General features: G+C 37.0%; 14 protein-coding genes. 2 read left to right on the top strand and 12 right to left on the bottom strand.

All coding sequences use genetic code 11. From position 1 onward, the window contains the following. The first annotated feature begins 196 nt into the window (after positions 1-196). A complete protein-coding gene (locus DR017_RS13740) occupies positions 197-724 on the top strand; it encodes a hypothetical protein (protein ID WP_002678816.1) in 528 nt (175 codons plus the stop codon). Positions 725-936: 212 nt separating this feature from the next. Here the strand turns inward: DR017_RS13740 and DR017_RS13735 are convergent, their stop codons facing one another. The 10 genes from DR017_RS13735 to DR017_RS13690 all read right to left on the bottom strand — a co-directional run bounded on the left by DR017_RS13735 (position 937) and on the right by DR017_RS13690 (position 10928). Continuing rightward, a complete protein-coding gene (locus DR017_RS13735) occupies positions 937-2877 on the bottom strand; it encodes a TonB-dependent receptor plug domain-containing protein (protein ID WP_002678881.1) in 1941 nt (646 codons plus the stop codon). A gap of 70 nt (positions 2878-2947) precedes the next feature. Then, on the bottom strand, positions 2948-3661 hold the full coding sequence (locus DR017_RS13730) for an HmuY family protein (protein WP_002678900.1): 714 nt from the start codon (positions 3659-3661) through the stop codon (positions 2948-2950). Between the two features lie 99 nt (positions 3662-3760). Continuing rightward, complete coding sequence (locus DR017_RS13725) at positions 3761-4744, bottom strand: polyprenyl synthetase family protein (RefSeq protein ID WP_002678688.1); 984 nt, start codon at positions 4742-4744, stop codon at positions 3761-3763. 52 nt (positions 4745-4796) lie between these two features. Further along, a complete protein-coding gene (gene ftsH, locus DR017_RS13720; RefSeq protein WP_002678652.1) occupies positions 4797-6764 on the bottom strand; it encodes an ATP-dependent zinc metalloprotease FtsH in 1968 nt (655 codons plus the stop codon). Between the two features lie 4 nt (positions 6765-6768). Beyond that, positions 6769-7140 carry a ribosome silencing factor gene (rsfS, locus tag DR017_RS13715; protein ID WP_002678748.1) on the bottom strand — a complete coding sequence of 124 codons (372 nt, stop codon included), beginning with the start codon at positions 7138-7140 and terminating at the stop codon, positions 6769-6771. Between the two features lie 189 nt (positions 7141-7329). After that, entirely contained in the window at positions 7330-8118 is a 789-nt protein-coding gene (locus DR017_RS13710; protein WP_002678914.1) for a zinc ribbon domain-containing protein, read from the bottom strand. 2 nt (positions 8119-8120) lie between these two features. Beyond that, positions 8121-9218, bottom strand: a complete 1098-nt coding sequence (locus DR017_RS13705) for a Nif3-like dinuclear metal center hexameric protein (RefSeq protein WP_002678648.1) — start codon at positions 9216-9218, stop codon at positions 8121-8123. After that, positions 9215-9763 carry a tyrosine-protein phosphatase gene (locus DR017_RS13700; protein ID WP_002678860.1) on the bottom strand — a complete coding sequence of 183 codons (549 nt, stop codon included), beginning with the start codon at positions 9761-9763 and terminating at the stop codon, positions 9215-9217. Before DR017_RS13700 ends, DR017_RS13705 begins: the two co-directional genes overlap by 4 nt. Beyond that, the gene (locus DR017_RS13695; protein WP_002678665.1) at positions 9760-10422 is read right to left on the bottom strand and encodes a TrmH family RNA methyltransferase; all 663 of its coding nucleotides are present in this window, start codon (positions 10420-10422) and stop codon (positions 9760-9762) included. The genes DR017_RS13700 and DR017_RS13695 overlap by 4 nt, the downstream gene beginning before the upstream one ends. Continuing rightward, positions 10419-10928: a GNAT family N-acetyltransferase gene (locus DR017_RS13690; RefSeq protein WP_002678783.1), complete on the bottom strand. Its 510-nt coding sequence runs from the start codon at positions 10926-10928 to the stop codon at positions 10419-10421. The genes DR017_RS13695 and DR017_RS13690 overlap by 4 nt, the downstream gene beginning before the upstream one ends. 113 nt (positions 10929-11041) lie before the next feature. On the opposite strand from DR017_RS13690, the gene DR017_RS13685 reads away from it, so the two are divergent. Then, positions 11042-11803 (top strand): ABC transporter ATP-binding protein, encoded by a 762-nt coding sequence (locus DR017_RS13685; protein ID WP_002678854.1) that lies wholly within the window; start codon positions 11042-11044, stop codon positions 11801-11803. Between the two features lie 51 nt (positions 11804-11854). Here DR017_RS13685 and DR017_RS13680 read toward each other — a convergent pair whose 3' ends face one another. Next, positions 11855-13759, bottom strand: coding sequence for a leucine-rich repeat protein (locus tag DR017_RS13680; RefSeq protein ID WP_232501550.1), 1905 nt, complete (start codon positions 13757-13759; stop codon positions 11855-11857). A gap of 115 nt (positions 13760-13874) precedes the next feature. After that, entirely contained in the window at positions 13875-17750 is a 3876-nt protein-coding gene (locus tag DR017_RS13675; protein ID WP_040361035.1) for a hybrid sensor histidine kinase/response regulator transcription factor, read from the bottom strand. Positions 17751-18037 lie beyond the last annotated feature (287 nt).

The raw sequence follows: 18037 nt of genomic DNA, 5'->3' as shown, positions 1-18037 counted from the left end.
GATAATGTATAAAATGAAAGTAGCAATACCCCAAGAAAAAGTAGGTTCGATCTACAAAAGCAGAGAACCTCCAAGAGAAAAAGCTGTAAATACTAAAACTAACTTTTTGAATTGTTTTACAAAAACGTTTAAATACTTTTTAAACTGCTTGTAAAATTTCTAACTGAGTACAAACCATAACAATAAAATAACAAGTATGAAAGTAATACTTATTCAAGGAAAAGCAAATACAGGTAAAACTACATTGTGCAACAGAATAGATGAGTGGTTGCTAAATAATAGAATATATGAACTACAACAATTAATAAATAATAGGAAAAATGGGCAAAATTTTTCTATTAAAGAAATTACTAAAATAGAGGTTATAAAACAGATTTTACCTAATAATGATTTCTATGCTGTATATGATATACAGTTTTCTATAGGAGGGAATAAACGAGTTATTATTAATACTTTGTCAGACTATAATACAATAACTGAGTTTGTAAATTTTTATAATAATAACAAAAATAAAGGTTATGATATATTCATCACTACAATAAGAGATGAAGGTCGTCCCAAAGAAGTTATTGAAGAATTCTGCAAAGAGGAATTGAAAAAAATCAATCCCCCTACACAAACAAAAGAAATTATTGATTTGAATAAAAATCCTATAACAAATGTAGTAGAATCTTATGCAATGTTGTATTATGAGTTCATTCCTTTGTTTGAGAAACTTATCTAAAGCTGTTTTATAACTTGTTTAAACACTTTTTAAACCAACTATAACCCTCGCTGTGCGGAAATGCGGCGGGGGTTTCTTTTGTGCTATAGTGTCTATAAACTTAGAGGGGGTATCAAATACTTTTGTATAAAACTCTTCAAAATTGTTGGTTATCAATATAATCAACTTTGCGAAAGGTCATAAAATTTCATTTTTCACTTTTCACTCTTCATTTAATAGTTCCATTTGAGTCCTAATGAGTAGGTTCTACCTTTTGAAATGCTGGAGTAGAAACTGGTAGTAGGGGTGATGTAGTTGAAAAGGTTGTCAATTCCAGCGGTGAGGGTGAGGTGGTAGGGCAGTTTGGAAAAAACTTGTAACTGCCATATACTATAAGGTTCGTAATAGGTATAGAGTTGGTTGTTGCTGGTGTCGGTTTCGTGAATACGGGTAGCACTTACGTACTTGCCACTAAACACTATATTAGGAATGTATAGAGCGTTGTGTTTGGGTATATATTCAGCTTTTAGGGTAAGAGTATGCGGACGGTTTTCGTTCGCGCTATTGCTAATGTAATAGTACGCATACGAGGCTTTGAAACGCAATGCTTTAGTAGGACGATAAGTAGCTGCGAGTTCAGAGCTTATAATTTGTGTTTTGTCCTTGAAATTGATATAACGGATGGTGTCGCTGGCAACTGTCCAACGATAGTCTATTTTGTCTTTCATCAGTGAGAGTTGCGTCATAGCGGTAATATTTACTTTGGGACTATCAAAATCTACGGAAAAATTAAAATTGTTACTACTTTCGGGTTTGAGGTCTTTGTTACCTATTATTTGGAAACCACCTCCCCAAGGGTGAAACCAATTGGTGTAGAGTTCTTTAAGGGTAGGGGAGCGGAAGCCCGAAGAAAAGCCCCCTCTAAAGGTGAAAGATTCTACTTTTAGCATTCCCGAAAGACGATAGGTAAAATGTTCTTTAAAGAGAGAATGGTAGTCTACACGCACCCCAGTAACCAAAGTAAAGGCGGGAGAGAGCGTCCATTCTTGTTGGGTGAAAAGGGTATAGTTTTGAGCATTTTCTTTAGCTTCAGTACCTGTTTCGTTGAAACGGAAGCTGAGGAGTTCATCTGAAAATATTTCAGCTCCTGCTACTAAGGAATGTTTCGTCCATAACGATTGGTTGTATTGTGCTCCTGCACGTGCTAAAGTGTTCTCGTAATTCTTTTCTTTTTCTTTTAATAAGGGGAAATAGTTAAACTTGTCGTAGCGATCAAAAGCTCCTGAGAGACTTAGTTTTTTGCTTTCGGTGAGAGCTGTATTTAGTTTAGCCGACATAGTATAATTGTAGTAGCGTTCTCTTTTTCTTTCGGCATCACGGTCGCCTTGGTTACGTTCGCTGAAATAGTAGTTAGGTGTAAGAGTAAGGTCGGTTTTAGGAGATAAATTAAAAGAGAGTTTTGGGGTAACCCCATAGGTTGTAAAACCAGCAATGTTCAGTTCACTTTTAGGAGAGGGTTCTGCTACACCATTTTTGTAGGTAATGAGTGGTTCACGATCTTTTAAGAGATAAGGTTCGCGGAAATTATAGAAAGAAGTAAGGCGGATATTGCCCCATCGTTGTTTGCTTCCAATACCTATGTTAGCCCTATGACTTTCAATAGTTTCATACTGATAGCTGAGGTCGCCTTCAAAAGATTTTTTGGCATTTTTAGTAATGATATTGATAACACCTCCCAGTGCATTCGATCCATAGAGAGAAGAACTCGCCCCTTTGATAATTTCAATGCGCTCTATATCCTCCAAGTTGATTCGGTTATAATCGATATTATCAAAAGTTTCACCTGCCATACGCTCACCATCTATTAAGAAAAGCACGTATTTACCTCCAAATCCCATCATATTGATGTTAGGCATTCCCCCATTGTACGTAAAGTTGATACCAGCAAACTCTGTTTCTAAAAACGATTGAAAGTTGATTGCTTGTGATTTACGGATACCTTCAGCAGTTACAACTTGTACTGTAATAGGTACATTTTTTAAGTTTTTTTGAGCACGTGTAGCTGTTACGATCACTTCTTTTAAGTTGATAAGGTCGTTTTGAAGTGTATCGTTTTGAGCGAAGATAAGTGAGGAATATAAAAATATAAAGGCAGCAATATAAAACTTTTGCATATTGGGTAGATTTATAGAAAAGAGGCTGCCTATAGCAGACAGCCTCAGTTATAAAGCTTGTTTTTAAATATTATTTAAACTCGTTTTTATCGTTAGCGATTTGGTATTTAAAGGTTATGTAACCTGTTTCATCTTTGGCATTTTTATAATCAGTAAGTTGGATTTTAACAAATTTACCAGCAGGTGTTTTTACTATATATACCCAATTGTTATAGGTGTAACTAGGGGCAAGTTGATTTCCATTGGGTTTATAGTCCATTGTGAGCCAGCCATTGTTGTGAACGATAGAGGATTTATCTATTTTTGCAACATTAGGCATTCTAGAAATCATATTCCAGAAGTTTTCTCCGTGTGCGCCAGATATTACGCGAGAGGCATTTGTAGTCCCTAATCCTCCTTGATTGTTTTGACCTCTTTCAAAAACATAGATAGAGCCATCTACTGTAAAGGAAGCGGTAGAAGAAGCGGTAGCAACTTTGTCCCAATCGGTTTCATTAGTAGTTAGTGCGCCACCATTACCACTGCCAGAAGTACCGCTGTTAGTTCTTACACTATAACGATTGAAAGCGATATCCCAATCGGTAGTGGTAGGGGTTGCTGTAGTGGAAGTTACTACACCATTTTCAAAAGAAAAGTACACCCATTTGTCATAAGATGAAGCATCAACTTTTTGCTCTTTGTAAGGGAGTTTAGGAGCTTCCGTTTTTTTGTCGTCTTTACTACAAGAAGTAGTAAACATCATTAATCCTGCTATAATTGCAGGGGCTAAAAATTGTAATCTCATATTTTTTAGTTTTTATATGTTTTAATTTTAACGGTGCAAAGATAGTAATTATTTAGAATTATACAAAACAGTTTAGTATTTTATTTTGTAATACAGGGACTAAATTTTTCTATCGATTACGTAATTTACCATTAAGGTAAGAGCTTCTTTATAAGAGGAAGCAGGGAAATCGTTGAGAATATTGAGAGCTTTTTGTTGAAACTCTTTCATTTTGGCAGTAGCATATTCTAATCCGTTGTGAGTTTTCACAAAGGAAATCACTTCTTTTACACGCTTTTTGTCTTTGTTGTATTTCTTTACCGAATTGATGAGCCATTGCTTTTCTTTTTCTGTACAAGTATTGAGTACATAGATAAGAGGGAGGGTCATTTTCTGCTCTTTGATGTCTATACCAGTAGGTTTCCCGATTGCATCTTCGGTATAATCGAAGAGGTCATCTTTTATTTGAAAAGCCATTCCTATATACTCGCCAAAGAGGCGCATTTTTTCTATGAGTTCAGGTTGTTCGGGCTGTACTGAGCAAGCTCCCATTGCACAACAAGCCGCAATGAGGGTCGCTGTTTTTTGACGGATAATTTCGTAGTAAACATCCTCTACAATATCTAACCGGCGCGCTTTTTCTATTTGTAAAAGCTCACCTTCACTCATTTCGCGCACAGCAACTGAGATAATGCGCAATAGATCGAAATCACCATTGTCTATAGAGAGGAGCAAGCCTTTAGAAAGCAGATAATCACCTACTAATACAGCTATTTTGTTTTTCCAAAGTGCATTAATGGAAAAGAAACCACGGCGTTTGTTACTATCGTCTACCACATCATCGTGCACCAAAGTAGCGGTGTGAATGAGTTCTATAACTGAAGCACCCCTATAAGTACGTTCACTTACTTTACTATCATCAGAAAGCATTTTGGCTACTAAGAAAACAAACATAGGTCGCATTTGCTTGCCTTTGCGATTTACTATATAATAGGTGATGCGATTTAGCAAGGCTACTTTAGACGACATTGAATTGCGGAACTTCTGTTCAAAAAGTTCCATTTCTTCGCGTATAGGTTCTTTTATTTGAGCAGTTATTTTCATTTTGTTTTATATAAATAAGGCTTCCTTTTGTAAAAGGAAGCCTTTTAAAACTCTATTCTGTTGGAGAAGTATTTTCAGTTTTTAAAGGAGTTTCCTCTTCATTACTATTGTGAGGGTCTTTAAACTTGCGTTTTCCAAAAATATTCTCAAGGTCATCTCGGAAGATAACTTCACGATCTAATAGCAAGTTAGCCAAAGTGGTGAGTTTATCTTTATTCTCGGTGAGGATATCAATAGCACGTTGGTATTGCTCTTCTATGATTTTAGAAATTTCTTCATCGATGAGGTGAGCTGTTTTCTCACTATACGGTTTGGTAAAACTATAATCGGACTGGGCAGAATCGTAGTAGGTAAGATTGCCAATTTTTTCGTTAAGCCCATAAATAGTTACCATTGCGCGGGCTTGTTTGGTTACTTTTTCGAGGTCGCTGAGAGCACCTGTAGATATTTTATTGAATACTACTTTTTCTGCAGCTCTACCGCCAAGGGCAGCACACATCTCATCGAGTATTTGTTCGGTGCGTACAATTTGTCGCTCTTCCGGTAGATACCAAGCTGCACCGAGTGACTGCCCGCGAGGCACAATAGTTACTTTTACCAATGGAGCAGCGTGTTCTAACAACCAGCTTACGGTAGCGTGACCTGCTTCGTGGAAAGCAATAGCCTCACGTTCTTCAGGGGTAAGGATTTTAGTTTTCTTTTCCAAACCACCTACAATTCTATCTACTGCATCAAGGAACTCTTGTTTGCTCACAGCTGTTTTACCTTTACGCGCTGCAATAAGGGCTGCTTCGTTACAAACGTTGGCAATATCAGCACCTGAGAAACCAGGAGTTTGTTTGGCTAAGAAATCGATATCTAAGGTTTCAGCAGTTTTTATAGGGCGCAAATGTACTTGGAAAATCTGTTTGCGTTCGTTTAGGTTAGGAAGTTCCACATAAATTTGGCGATCGAAACGACCAGCACGCATTAGGGCTTTATCCAAAATATCGGCGCGATTAGTAGCAGCAAGCACAATTACATTGGTGTGAGAGCCAAAGCCATCCATTTCAGTAAGTAATTGGTTGAGCGTATTTTCACGCTCATCGTTAGCACCAGTCATTGCATTTTTACCACGAGCACGACCTATAGCATCAATCTCGTCTATAAAAATAATAGATGGAGATTTTTCTTTAGCTTGCTTGAAGAGGTCGCGCACGCGAGAAGCTCCCACTCCTACGAACATCTCTACAAAATCAGAACCAGACAGAGAGAAGAAAGGTACTTGAGCCTCACCTGCTACCGCTTTAGCAAGGAGTGTTTTACCTGTCCCTGGAGGACCTACAAGCAGAGCTCCACGAGGTATTTTCCCCCCTAATGAGGTATATTTGTCGGGGTTTTTGAGGAAGTCTACAATCTCTTGTACCTCTTCTTTAGCACCTTCTAAACCAGCTACATCTTGGAAAGTTACGCGAGTTTCTTTCTTTTCGTCGAACATACGCGCTTTAGATTTCCCGATACTGAATATTCCACCAGGTCCGCCAGCACCTGCCATACGGCGCATAACAAATATCCATAAACCTATGACAACTATAATAGGCAAGAGAGTGAATAGCAAATCGCCAATTACATTTTGTTGGGTTTTATTCTCACGAGTAGTGCTAAGGTTGTTATCTTTTACAATTTGGTCGAAGCGATTTTCGAAATTGCTCAAGTCACCTAATTCAAAGCGATATTGAGGTACTTCGCCCGCATTAGCCCCCTGCATAAGAGAATTGCCCGTAGGTTTCACCTCTTTGTGTTCTTCTTTTTTAAGGGCATCCTCGGTGAGGTATACATTAGCCTCTTTGCGGTTTAAGATGATGATTTTAGCTACATCACCATTGCTGAGGTATTCCTCAAATTTAGATTGAGGAATTTCTTTAGGTTGAGACCAAAAGCTCGCTCCTGAATAGTAATTGAATCCTATGAGAATGAGCAGTAATACGCCGTATAGCCAGTAGGCTGAAAAGCGATTTCCGTTACTTTTGTTATCCGACATATATTTAATAGTTAGTTTCTAAATTGATAAATTTGGCATCACCCCAAAGACCTTCGAGGTCGTAATGCTCACGTACTTTTGTTTGGAAGATATGAACGACTACATCTACATAATCGATGAGAATCCATTCGGCGTTGGCTTCGCCTTCAACGTGCCAAGGGTGTTGATGTCCATCGGCTTGGCTAACCATTTTTTGGATAGCTCCTGAAATAGCTGATACTTGGGTGTTAGAAGAACCATTACACAAGATAAAATAATCGCATACGGTATTTTCAACCTCGCGTAAATCCATAATAGTGATATCAGTGCCTTTTACTTTTTCTATACCAGCAATAATATTGCTAATAAGCTGGTTTGATGATATTTCTTTATTCAATGTTTTTTGTTTTTATAGTTTAAATTTACAAGTGCTTCTTGAAAGCGCGCAAAGATAATACTTTCCTTTCATAAAAGCAAAAGATTTTAATAGATAGGAAGTAAAAGATAGAAGGTAAGAAGTGAAAAAAGCTGTTTAGTATTATACTAAACAGCTGATTTTGTGATTTTTGATTTTTATATTTCTTTATTAAGATGCTTTGAAACTTTTGAAGAGAGCTTCCATTTTTTCTTTTTCTTCTTCGGCTAAAGCAGCATCCACTAAAATACGTCCGCTATGTTCATCAGTGATGATTTTTTTACGAGAAGCAATTTCCACTTGAACTTGTGGAGGGATAGTGAAGAAAGAACCACCAGAAGCACCGCGCTGGATAGGTACTACTGCCAATTTATTCATTACACTGCTGCGGATGCGTTGGTAGGCTTTTAGCAAACGATCCTCTATTTTAGCTGCATATTCTTCAGCTTTTTCTTTAAGGAAGGCTTCTTCTTTTTCAGTTTCGGCTAATACCGAGTTGAGTTCTGCTTTTTTGTGTTTGAGATGGGCATCGCGTTGGGCTTTGCGTTCGTCTACTTGTTTGATAGCCTCTTTCTTTTGGTCAACTTGCGCTTTACCTTCTTTGATGCGTTTTTCAGCCAACTGTACTTCCAATTCTTGGAATTCAATTTCTTTAGACAAAGAAGTGTACTCGCGGTTGTTGCGGACATTTTTTTGCTGGGTAGTGTACTTTTTGATGAGGGCTTTAGCCTCTTCAATTGTTGCTTTTTTCTCAGCGATACCCGCTTGTAAAGCATCTAATTCTTCTTTGAATTTAGCGTGACGTTTTTTGAGTCCTTCTACCTCATCTTCAAGGTCAGATACCTCTAAAGGTAGTTCGCCACGAGTGTATTGCAACTCGTCAATTTTTGAGTCGATTAGCTGTAAATCGTACAGAGCTCTTAGTTTTTCTTCTACAGTAATATCCACTTTTTGTGCCATATTTACGAATAATATTTGATAGGATTGGTATCCACATTTGATATTGAGAGGGCAAAGGTAGGAAAAATTTTTGAAAGATAGTCAAATAAAAGTGATTTTATGTATTGTTCACTTTCAAAATGACCTATATCGGCAAGGAGAATTTGCCCTTCAGCCTTGAAAAATTCGTGGTATTTGAGGTCGGCTGTTATATAAACATCAGCTTTTGCACGTTTGGCATTTTCTATAGCAAAAGCACCACTTCCACCTAAAACTGCTACTTTTTTTACATCTTTACCAAGCAATGCCGAGTGACGCACTACACTCACTTGCATACGTTCTTTGAGGTAAGCTAAAAAATCTTTTTCGGGCATAGATTTATTAAGTTCACCTATCATTCCCATCCCGATATGTTGGTGTTCATTTTCGAGTGTATATATCTCAAAAGCTACTTCTTCATAAGGGTGATTTTGACGAAGAGCCTGTAATATTTGTCGTTGTAAGTGTTTAGGGAAAATTACTCCTATTTGAGTTTCATCTTCAGTATGGAATACATTAGGTTCGCCAATGGTAGGGTGAGAATCCTCATTCCCTTTATAAGTGCCTTTGCCTTCAAGATTGAAGCTACACTCAGCATAGTTGCCTATATTGCCCGCACCTGCTGCAAAAAGAGCCTTGCGAAGGTTTTCGGCGTCGGATTTTGGTACATAAGTGATAAGTTTTTGAATGGTATGAGGTTGAGGAATGAGAATACGTCTGTTTCGCAATTCTAAACGATTGCAGATAGATGCATTTACTCCTAAGAACTGATTATCAAGAGCCGTGTGCATACTATAGATCGCAATTTGATGCTGAATGGCTTTCATCACCACACGTTCTACATAGTTTTTTCCTGTGAGAGATTTGAGTCCGCTAAAGATAATAGGGTGAAAACTCACAATAAGGTTGCATTTTTTGGCAATAGCCTCATCTACAACTGCTTCGAGAGTATCTAAGGTAATGAGTACCCCTTTTACTTCAGCATTGGCATCACCTACTAATAAACCAACATTGTCAAACCCTTCAGCATATTGCAGAGGAGCGAGTTTTTCTAATTCTTGAATAATGTCTGTTATTTTCATTGCATTCCTAAATGTTTACGCACTTCTTTAACTGTGCTTTCAGTGAATAGTGCTTCTAAGTTTTTCCATACACTATGGTAGCCATAAGGACCATTAAGCATTTCTTTTTTAGCTTGTTCTATCGTCCAATTGTGATAAATAATACGATACATTGCCACCATTATACCTGTGCGGTCGGCACCGTGATAACAATGAATTAGTACAGCTCCTTGTTTTTGGTGTTCGCGTATAATTTTCAGTGTTTGTGCTATTTCAGGAGCTTTGATACGCCAAGTGAGCAAAGGGTGATTGATGAGCTTGATATTATCTGAAGCGTTGAAAATCTTTTTGTCACCTGAACGGGTGAAATAGCGTAGATTTACAATTGATTTGATAGGAATATTCTTAATAATAGCCTTATCCTCAGTTACTAATTGTTCGCTTCTGTAGAGCAAACTATCCACTTTGTACAAATTAGCATCGGCGTGAATGAGCGTTGCCTTATGTTGTGACCATAGAGGTAGCAAAGCAAATAAAATAAAGCAAATTAGAAGTGTTTTTTTCATAAGGTATTTTTTATTTCTTCATATCGTGTAAGGACATCATCCACATTGCGAATTGATTGTTTTGTCCAGTGAATAAGCGTATTAAGTCGTTCTTCATCGCTGAGTTGCCAAGCTACTTCACTGCGACGGAGTTTATCGGTGAGCTGTTGCAAGACAATAGCCACGGCTACTGAGATGTTTAAACTTTCGGTAAATCCGACCATTGGTATTTTTAAGAAAGTATCGGCTTGTGAAAGTACTTGTGCTGAGAGTCCTTCTTTTTCAGTACCAAAGAAGAAAGCACTTTTTTTAGTAATATCAAAATCATTGAGAAAATAGGCGTTTTTATGCGGAGTGGTGGCAACAATTTGGTAACCTTGTGTGCGAAGCGTATCTATACAACTTTGAGTGTCATTATAACGGAATACATCTACCCATTTTTGAGCTCCCATTGCTATTTTGGCATCAAGGCGTTTGCCAAAGCGCCCTTCAATGCTATGTGCTTGTTGCACGCCAAAAACCTCGCAGGTACGCACAACGGCACTAGTGTTGTGCATTTGGAATACATCTTCCATCGCTACCGTAAAGTGATTGGTACGCTGTACTATAATCTCTAAAAAACGCTCTTTGCGCTCTTCAGTAATAAATCGTTCTAAGTAAGAAAGTAGTTTTTTGTTCATAATATTTTTTCAAAAGCTTTACGGGAACTTCCTCTGAAAGTAACTTCACCACAATACTGATAACCTAATTTCTCAAAGAGGTGTAACATAGGGGTATTGTCAAAATTGGTATCAGCGCGCAGAGAGTGAATGCCATTATCGCAAGTGAATTGTTCTATTTGTTGCAATAGTATTTTTGCTAAACCTCTTCCTAAATGATTAGGTGCAATAGCCACCCTATGAAAAACTACAAAATCGCCAGAGGTGAGCCATTTGCCTTTGATACGGGCATATTCGGGTTCATCGTTGATAAGCAAGGCACAATAACCTACTATTTCGTCATCTTCTACAAGTACATAGCCATAACCTTTGGCAATATCGTTCGCTATTACTTGTTCATTAGGGTAACCATCTTGCCACTGATTGCTACCTTCGGTTTTGCGACGCTGGATAGCAGCGGATAAGATTGCCCAAATGGCAGAAGCATCGGCTGGGGTTGCTACTTTGAGTTGTATTTTTTGGGTCATATTCAATTAGGTAATCAGGTGATAGTAGGTAGGTAACAGAGGGCAAAAATAGAAAAAACTTTGCTCATTGACAAATTTTCGCTAACTTGCCCCGCTTTTAAGTTTTTTATGTTATGAATACAACCCCCAATGCAATTGAGGTACAACACCTCAGCAAACAATATAAAGAATCTACAGTTCTTGCCTTGAATGATGTATCATTTGAGGTGAGGAAAGGAGAAGTTTACGGTATTTTAGGACCTAATGGGGCAGGGAAAACGACCCTAATGTCAATACTTTTTGGAAGTATTAAGCCTACAATGGGGAGTTTTACTATTGCAGGACTTACCTATAAAGACCCCTCTTTAAGATATAAAATAGGCGTTGTGCCGCAAGAATATGCATTATACCCCACACTTACCGCAAGAGAGAATTTACATTACTTTGGGAGCCTATATGGACTCAAAGGGAAGGAGCTAAAAGCAAAAACAGATGAAGCTCTTGAGCGTGTTGCTTTATCAGCTGTAGCCGATAAGAAGATTGCTCATTTTTCAGGAGGAATGAAACGCCGTATTAACTTAGTAGCGGGGATACTACATACGCCCAAAGTGCTTTTTTTGGACGAACCTACTGTAGGGGTAGATGTACAATCTAAAAACATAATCATTGATTATTTAAAAGAGTTGAATGCAAGAGGAATGTCGGTATTGTATACTTCACACCATTTACAGGAGGCGCAGGATTTTTGCGACCGCATAGGGATATTGAGTGAGGGGCAGTTGATAAAAGAAGATACTCCTGAAAACCTTATCAAAGAAGTACAAGCATTTAATTTAGAAGAAGCGTTTATTCAGGTAACAAATAAAGCCAGTGAGGGCTCACAGCTGGGTATGTGAGTAATAGGTAATAAAAAAAGCTACCATTTGGTAGCTTTTTTATTTTCAATTCTATTTGATAATATCTTTGTAATCTATATTTAGTGCTTTATAACTATCTACTTTTTGAGAGGGTACATAAATATTACGTAAGTGTGTTTGAATAAATGCCTTTTTATTTATACTAAAAGCAGTAGGGTTATGTGCAATTAGAGTGTGCAAATTCTTACATTGCATAAAGGCCTGATCTTCTATTTTATTTACTTTTTCAGGGAGTATAACAGTTGTAAGTTTATAACAACCTATAAAAGCTCTTTTACCGATAGTAGTAACACTTGAAGGAATATCTATATTTTGCAAATGATTACAATTAGCAAAAGTTTGTTCCTTTATTTCTGTAATCTGTGTAGTTTTATTTTCATCAGCTTCAACAGTTGTTAATCTAAAACATCCATTGAAAGCCTTAGCTCCTATACTTTTCACTTTGTTTCCAATGACAAAAGTTCTCAATTCATATGACACTTGCTCTCCATTAAAAGCTAATTCAGCTATATTTTCAACATCTTTTAACTTAGGGTCTGCGTTCATATCAATAAAATGAGTATTGGAATTTTTCCATTTTAGAAGTGTTTTGCCGTCAGGGCTAAGCTCATAATCGGTAGTGATTATTTGTTGTGCAGAGAGAGATATACCAGTAGAAGGCCAGCCAGTATTGGTTTTAGGTCCATAGAATATTTTAGCTTCGGTATCAATGTAGTAATCGCCTTCTCTACCAGTATTAACAGGCGGATTACCTTGGCCTGCATATATTTTAGAGCCGTCTTTACCAGGGAGTCCTCTTTCGCCTTGATCTCCTTGAGCTTTTACTCCTGTATTTTCAGTTCCTATATACCAATAGCCATTTTTGATGTTTGGTTTAGGTGCATCAGCTCCATTTTGACCGTCATTACCTTTTTCACCTTTAGCTTTAGTGTTTGATTTTATGCCATTGATTACCCAGTAGCCATCATTATCAATTGTAATAATAGGAGTTGTACCATCTTTACCATTAGTTCCATTCTCGCCTTTATCTCCTTTTTCACCTTTGGCTTTAACATCAGTTTTTGTGCCATTGATTACCCAATAACCATTATTATCAATTGTAATGGTAGGAGTCGTACCATCTTTACCATTAGTGCCGTTCTCACCTTTATCTCCTTTTTCACCTTTGGCTTTAATATCAGTTTTTGTACCATTGATTATCCAATAACCATTATTATCAATAGAGATGATAGGGGTAGTCCCATCTTTACCGTTAGAGCCGTTTTGCCCGTCATTACCTTTATCTCCTTTTTCGCCTTTGGCTTTAACATCAGTTTTTATGCCATTGATTACCCAATAACCGTTATTATCAATAGAAATAGAGGGAGTTGTGCCATTTTGCCCGTCATTACCTTTGTCTCCTTTTTCACCTTTGGCTTTAACATCAGTTTTTATGCCATTGATTACCCAATAACCATTATTATCAATAGAGATAGAGGGAGTTGTGCCATTTTGACCGTTAGTACCATTTTGACCATCATCACCTTTGGCTTTTACATTAGTTTTTTGACCATTTACTATCCAATAACCATCTTCAGAGATAGTAGGAGTAATGCCATTAGTACCATTAGTTCCTTGAGCTTTTACAGTAGTTTTAGTATTGCCTATATACCAATAACCATCATTTCCGATATGTGGAATAGGAGCATCTTGACCATTAGATCCTTTTTCTCCTTGTAACCCTCTAAGACTTACGGGGGTTCCCCAGCCTTCAGCAGTTTTAGGTCCGTATAGGTTTACGGAAGTAAGATCTATATAGTAATCGCCTACACTACCTATAGTAGCAGTAGGGACTGTAGCGCCTGAGAGGATAGTATTAGTACGCTCACGCTCTACAATACGTTCTTCTATAGTTTTAGTACATTGTACGGCTGTAAGACTAAAACTTATAAACATTGTTAAAAAAACAATCTTTTTCATAAATGTTAGAATGATAATAATCTTGAATTATTAATAAATGTTAAAAAACAAATTTGTTACTATCATCAAAAAATGTGCCATAGTGATTTTTTTATTTGTTATTTCTGTACTCTCTTGGGCTTAACCCAGTAGCTAGCTTAAAAGCAGTGCTGAAATATTTAGATGAGTTGAAACCTATATCAGTAGCGATATCACTGATAGATAAATCGGTAGTTTTGAGGAGTTGACAAGCTACTTCTATACGGTATTTATTTAGGTACTCGGCAATACCTAAACCTGTAATTTGTTTCATTTTGTTGTACAAACTGGCACGACTCATCGCCATTGCTTCAGCTATATTATTAGCATCAAGGTCAATTTCGTTGTAGCGTTTTTTGATGAGCTGGTTGAGTTTCATCATAAACTGTTCGTCGGCATTACTAATGGTAGTGAGGGCAGGCGAGGGGAGAAGCACTTCTTTTTCGTATCGTTGCTTGATGAGCTCTTTCTGTTTAAGCAAATTACCTATCACTGATAGCAATAAGTCAATGTCAAAAGGCTTAGAAAGATAAGCATCAGCACCTAATTTATAGCCTATTTTCTGACTCTCACCATCACTCTTAGCAGTGAGTAATATTATTGGTATATGACTGATGTTGAGCTGTTCTTTTACTTCTTTACACAACTGATATCCATTCATTATAGGCATCATCACATCGCTTACGATAAGATCGGGTTGGTGAGTTTTTAAAAGCAATAGAGCTTCTTCTCCATTCACCGCTTTAAGCACATTCTTAAACAACGGACGAACTTCACTATAAAGATAGTTGAGAAAATCGGTGTTGTCATCTACTAAAAGTATACTGTATTGACTCATATCACTCACAGCAGTTTTTTCGGGTACTTGGATATCTGTTTCTTCGTTGTCGAATTTCTCTAATACATTACTATTATTGTAAGGCAATTCCACATAAAAAATAGTTTGTGCTCCTTCGTCATAAGCTCCTATTCTGCCATCGTGTTTTTCTACTAATTCTTTACAATAAGCAAGACCTATACCGCTACCACCTTGCTGGTGTTTTCCTTGCTGAAAACGACTAAAGAGTTTGTTGGGATCTATGTTTTGGAGTCCGATACCTGTATTTTCTACTTGAAAACGTACTATTTCGGAAGTATGAGTACTGTGTAGTCTTATAGTGGCTCCTTCATTGCTAAATTTTACGGCATTCATAAGTAAATTAGAGAGCACTACACGTATTTTAGCTGTGTCAATAGCTATAGGCGGTAAGTTTTTGTCTAATTGTAGGTTTAATTGTATATGTTTGCTTTCAAATTCTTGTTCAAAATCCTTACTACAATCAGTGATAAGATGATTGAGATCTGTATAGGTTTTAGAAAGTGTATTTTCTAATGAGGTAGAGCGATTGTAGTCTAATATCCAATTGATGATGTTTTTCATTGTATTGGCTTGTCTAAAAGCTCCTTCTAATTGTGTTTTTTGGGCAGGAGGTAGTGTGGAGGTATTGTTATCACTTAGTAGTCGTTTCAAAGGGGCATAGATAAGAGTTAGAGGCGTGCGTAGTTCGTGACTTACATTGGTGAGAAACTGAATCTTATCTTCGTTCAGTTCTTGCTGATGAAGAGCAATTTGCCATTTCAGTTGTTGCTTTTTGCGGCGCAGATAGCCCCATATTACTCCTGCTGTGATAGCTAATAGCAACAAACCCACGCTTACAAAAAACCAAGTCCGTTGATACCATACAGGTAATACTTCAAAAGAAAGCAAAGGTGTATCGGGAGTCCACGATCCATTTTGAGTCATACAAGCTACTGCAACTTGGTATTTGCCTACTGATAGAAGAGAGATATCAAGGCGATTGTCGTAAGTTTCAATCACAGAAGTCTGTTCTTTATTCTTAATTTTGAAACGGAAAAGCAAACGGCGGAACATATCCTTTTCATTAAGACCTACATTTATTTTCAATGAGTTAAAATAAGGAGGTATTTCTTTAGGAAAATTGTGAGCGCTGTATATTTTGCCATTTAGTTCAATGTTTTGTAAGAAGAGTAAGGGAGAAGTATTCTCACTTGAGCGTATCGCTTTATTGATTTTTGCTAATCCTCCCACTCCTGCCATATAGATGTAAGGAGAAGCTTTAGTCTGTACATAACCTGTGAGTACCTCGTTAGGCAAAAATCCATCATTGTCATCCCATATCATTATTTTTTTGTCGGGAATATGGTAAGAAAAGAGTACATTGCTAGCATTTATCCATAAGCGTTGTGCATCATCTAATTGCATATAGCTGATTTGCCTAAAAAGGTTTTCAGTGGCTACATTCACAAGTTTTTTATTGGATAAGGTATAGCTAAAAAGCCCCTTATCAGTTGCAATCCAAAAGGTATTTTGAGTGCTATCATAACACACCGCACTGATGTTACACTCATTCTCTAAACTAAGAAAAAATTTTAGGTCAGGATGCTGTACATCCATTTGGTAAAGAGTGTTGCCTTTGCTAAGATAGAGAGTGTTACCTACTTCTGTTTTTAATTGTAGAGCTATTTTAGGAGCGACATTTGGGGCAAAAGATATTTTAGTGAACTGCTTGTTACTTAGTCGATAGAGATAGGTATTTTTAGCAGTGATAAGTATTAGATTATCGCTAATTCGGTATACAAAAGGAGTAAACCCAGTGTGACATTCTTGCTGGTTAGTCGTTTCATCACGAAGTAGAAAAGGTTTGTACTTACGAACGGTAGTGTTGTATATAAAAAGCCCTTTACTATAGAGAGATACTAAAAGCTCATTAGGTGAAAAGTAGGTGATAGACGATACCTTGTCGGTATAAGTGTTTAAATGATGTGTAAAATGTTCTTTTTGAGGGTTAAAAGCATTGATACCTCCACCATCAGTACCTATCCATAGTATGCCATTAGGGGCTTCATAGAGGCTGATGACAGCGCGTTCCGAAAGTCCATTATTACTACCCAAGGCACTATCAGTATAGGTTTTGATATAGGTTTCTTTAAAGAGAAAAATACCATCGCGCACGGTACCCGCCCACATATTGTGATTAGGGTCTTCGTAAAGTACAGTGATAGAGTTTACAGGAATGGAGTGCACATTACCCGCACTATGTTGTATGTTGAAGAAATGCTGATCAGCAGGATTGAATACTGATACCCCTCCGCCATCAGTGGCAAGCCATATTGTATTTTTATAAGGCTTGATATCTAAAATAATATCATTAGGTAAGGAACTGTTTTGAGTGTGGTAATGCCCTATAAATGCTCCTGAAAGACTATAGCGAAAAAGCCCTTTTTGAAAAACTGAAAACAATACTTCTTTGCGATTAGTGTCGTAATAAAGACTGCTCAACGGACTAGCATTTTCAGTGATAAAAGCCTTTAGCAATTCATCTTTAAAAGAATAAAGATATAAACCATCACTTTCTGTACCTGCTAAAAGTGTATCGCTATCTATAGGAAATAAATGTGTGATGAGACATTCTTTATCTTTAGAGAGAGGGTCTTTGCGCAGAGGTAAACGCTCAATCTTCTTAGTAGCGTAATCATATTGATAGATAGCAGCATAACCTCCAAAGTACACACCTTTTTGGGTAGTACAGATAGAAAATAACTGCTGGTTGATAATAGGAAGAAAAACATCTTGGTCTGAATTGTAGCGTAATACACCTTTGGGGGTGATAGCCCAAAGGTTTTGTTGAGCATCTTCCAAGAGCTGGTAAACATAATCGTCAATATACTTCTTAAGGTGATTCCTATCCACTCTATTGATGCCTTGTCGAGTGCCTATCCACAAAAGCCCTTTATGGTCGCGTACCATAGTAGTAACTCCTGATTGTGACAAACCGTGTTCTATAGAAATACGTTTAAAATAGTATTCAGTAGTGGGGTTTTGAGTATGTCCTACTAATGAAAAAAAGAAACTTAATATTAAAAGAAAAGAAACTGGTAGTATTTTCATTATCATCTTCATTTATTTGAAGTGCAAAGGTAGTAATAATTTGTTAATTTGCAATTTAGTAGGTCTTACCTGTCATTGTTCTTTTGTTTTTTTAATAATATTCTCTAAAAGATTAAAACTTTCTATTTAATTCTACAACGAAAGTAGAGCAAACTTAAGTTCATTTCTTCTAATATCTATACTATTAACAGCTTTTGAGAAAAATAAAATTTTGGGTGTTAGGTTATTTTTATTTAAAATATTTGCATGGTTTCGTTTGATGTCGTATATTTGCGACCTCATACCAC

The sequence above is a fragment of the Capnocytophaga sputigena genome (assembly GCF_900446695.1).
Lineage (GTDB): Bacteria > Bacteroidota > Bacteroidia > Flavobacteriales > Flavobacteriaceae > Capnocytophaga > Capnocytophaga sputigena.
This window is presented reverse-complemented; position numbering and strand designations above follow the sequence as displayed.

What these genes read in the sequence shown, in the direction of transcription:
- DR017_RS13740 (WP_002678816.1), top strand. Translation starts at nt 197, where the DNA reads ATGAAAGTAATACTTATTCAAGGAAAAGCAAATACAGGTAAAACTACA.
- DR017_RS13735 (WP_002678881.1), bottom strand. Translation starts at nt 2,877, where the DNA reads ATGCAAAAGTTTTATATTGCTGCCTTTATATTTTTATATTCCTCACTT.
- DR017_RS13730 (WP_002678900.1), bottom strand. Translation starts at nt 3,661, where the DNA reads ATGAGATTACAATTTTTAGCCCCTGCAATTATAGCAGGATTAATGATG.
- DR017_RS13725 (WP_002678688.1), bottom strand. Translation starts at nt 4,744, where the DNA reads ATGAAAATAACTGCTCAAATAAAAGAACCTATACGCGAAGAAATGGAA.
- ftsH (WP_002678652.1), bottom strand. Translation starts at nt 6,764, where the DNA reads ATGTCGGATAACAAAAGTAACGGAAATCGCTTTTCAGCCTACTGGCTA.
- DR017_RS13710 (WP_002678914.1), bottom strand. Translation starts at nt 8,118, where the DNA reads ATGGCACAAAAAGTGGATATTACTGTAGAAGAAAAACTAAGAGCTCTG.
- DR017_RS13705 (WP_002678648.1), bottom strand. Translation starts at nt 9,218, where the DNA reads ATGAAAATAACAGACATTATTCAAGAATTAGAAAAACTCGCTCCTCTG.
- DR017_RS13700 (WP_002678860.1), bottom strand. Translation starts at nt 9,763, where the DNA reads ATGAAAAAAACACTTCTAATTTGCTTTATTTTATTTGCTTTGCTACCT.
- DR017_RS13695 (WP_002678665.1), bottom strand. Translation starts at nt 10,422, where the DNA reads ATGAACAAAAAACTACTTTCTTACTTAGAACGATTTATTACTGAAGAG.
- DR017_RS13690 (WP_002678783.1), bottom strand. Translation starts at nt 10,928, where the DNA reads ATGACCCAAAAAATACAACTCAAAGTAGCAACCCCAGCCGATGCTTCT.
- DR017_RS13685 (WP_002678854.1), top strand. Translation starts at nt 11,042, where the DNA reads ATGAATACAACCCCCAATGCAATTGAGGTACAACACCTCAGCAAACAA.
- DR017_RS13680 (WP_232501550.1), bottom strand. Translation starts at nt 13,759, where the DNA reads ATGTTTATAAGTTTTAGTCTTACAGCCGTACAATGTACTAAAACTATA.
- DR017_RS13675 (WP_040361035.1), bottom strand. Translation starts at nt 17,750, where the DNA reads ATGAAAATACTACCAGTTTCTTTTCTTTTAATATTAAGTTTCTTTTTT.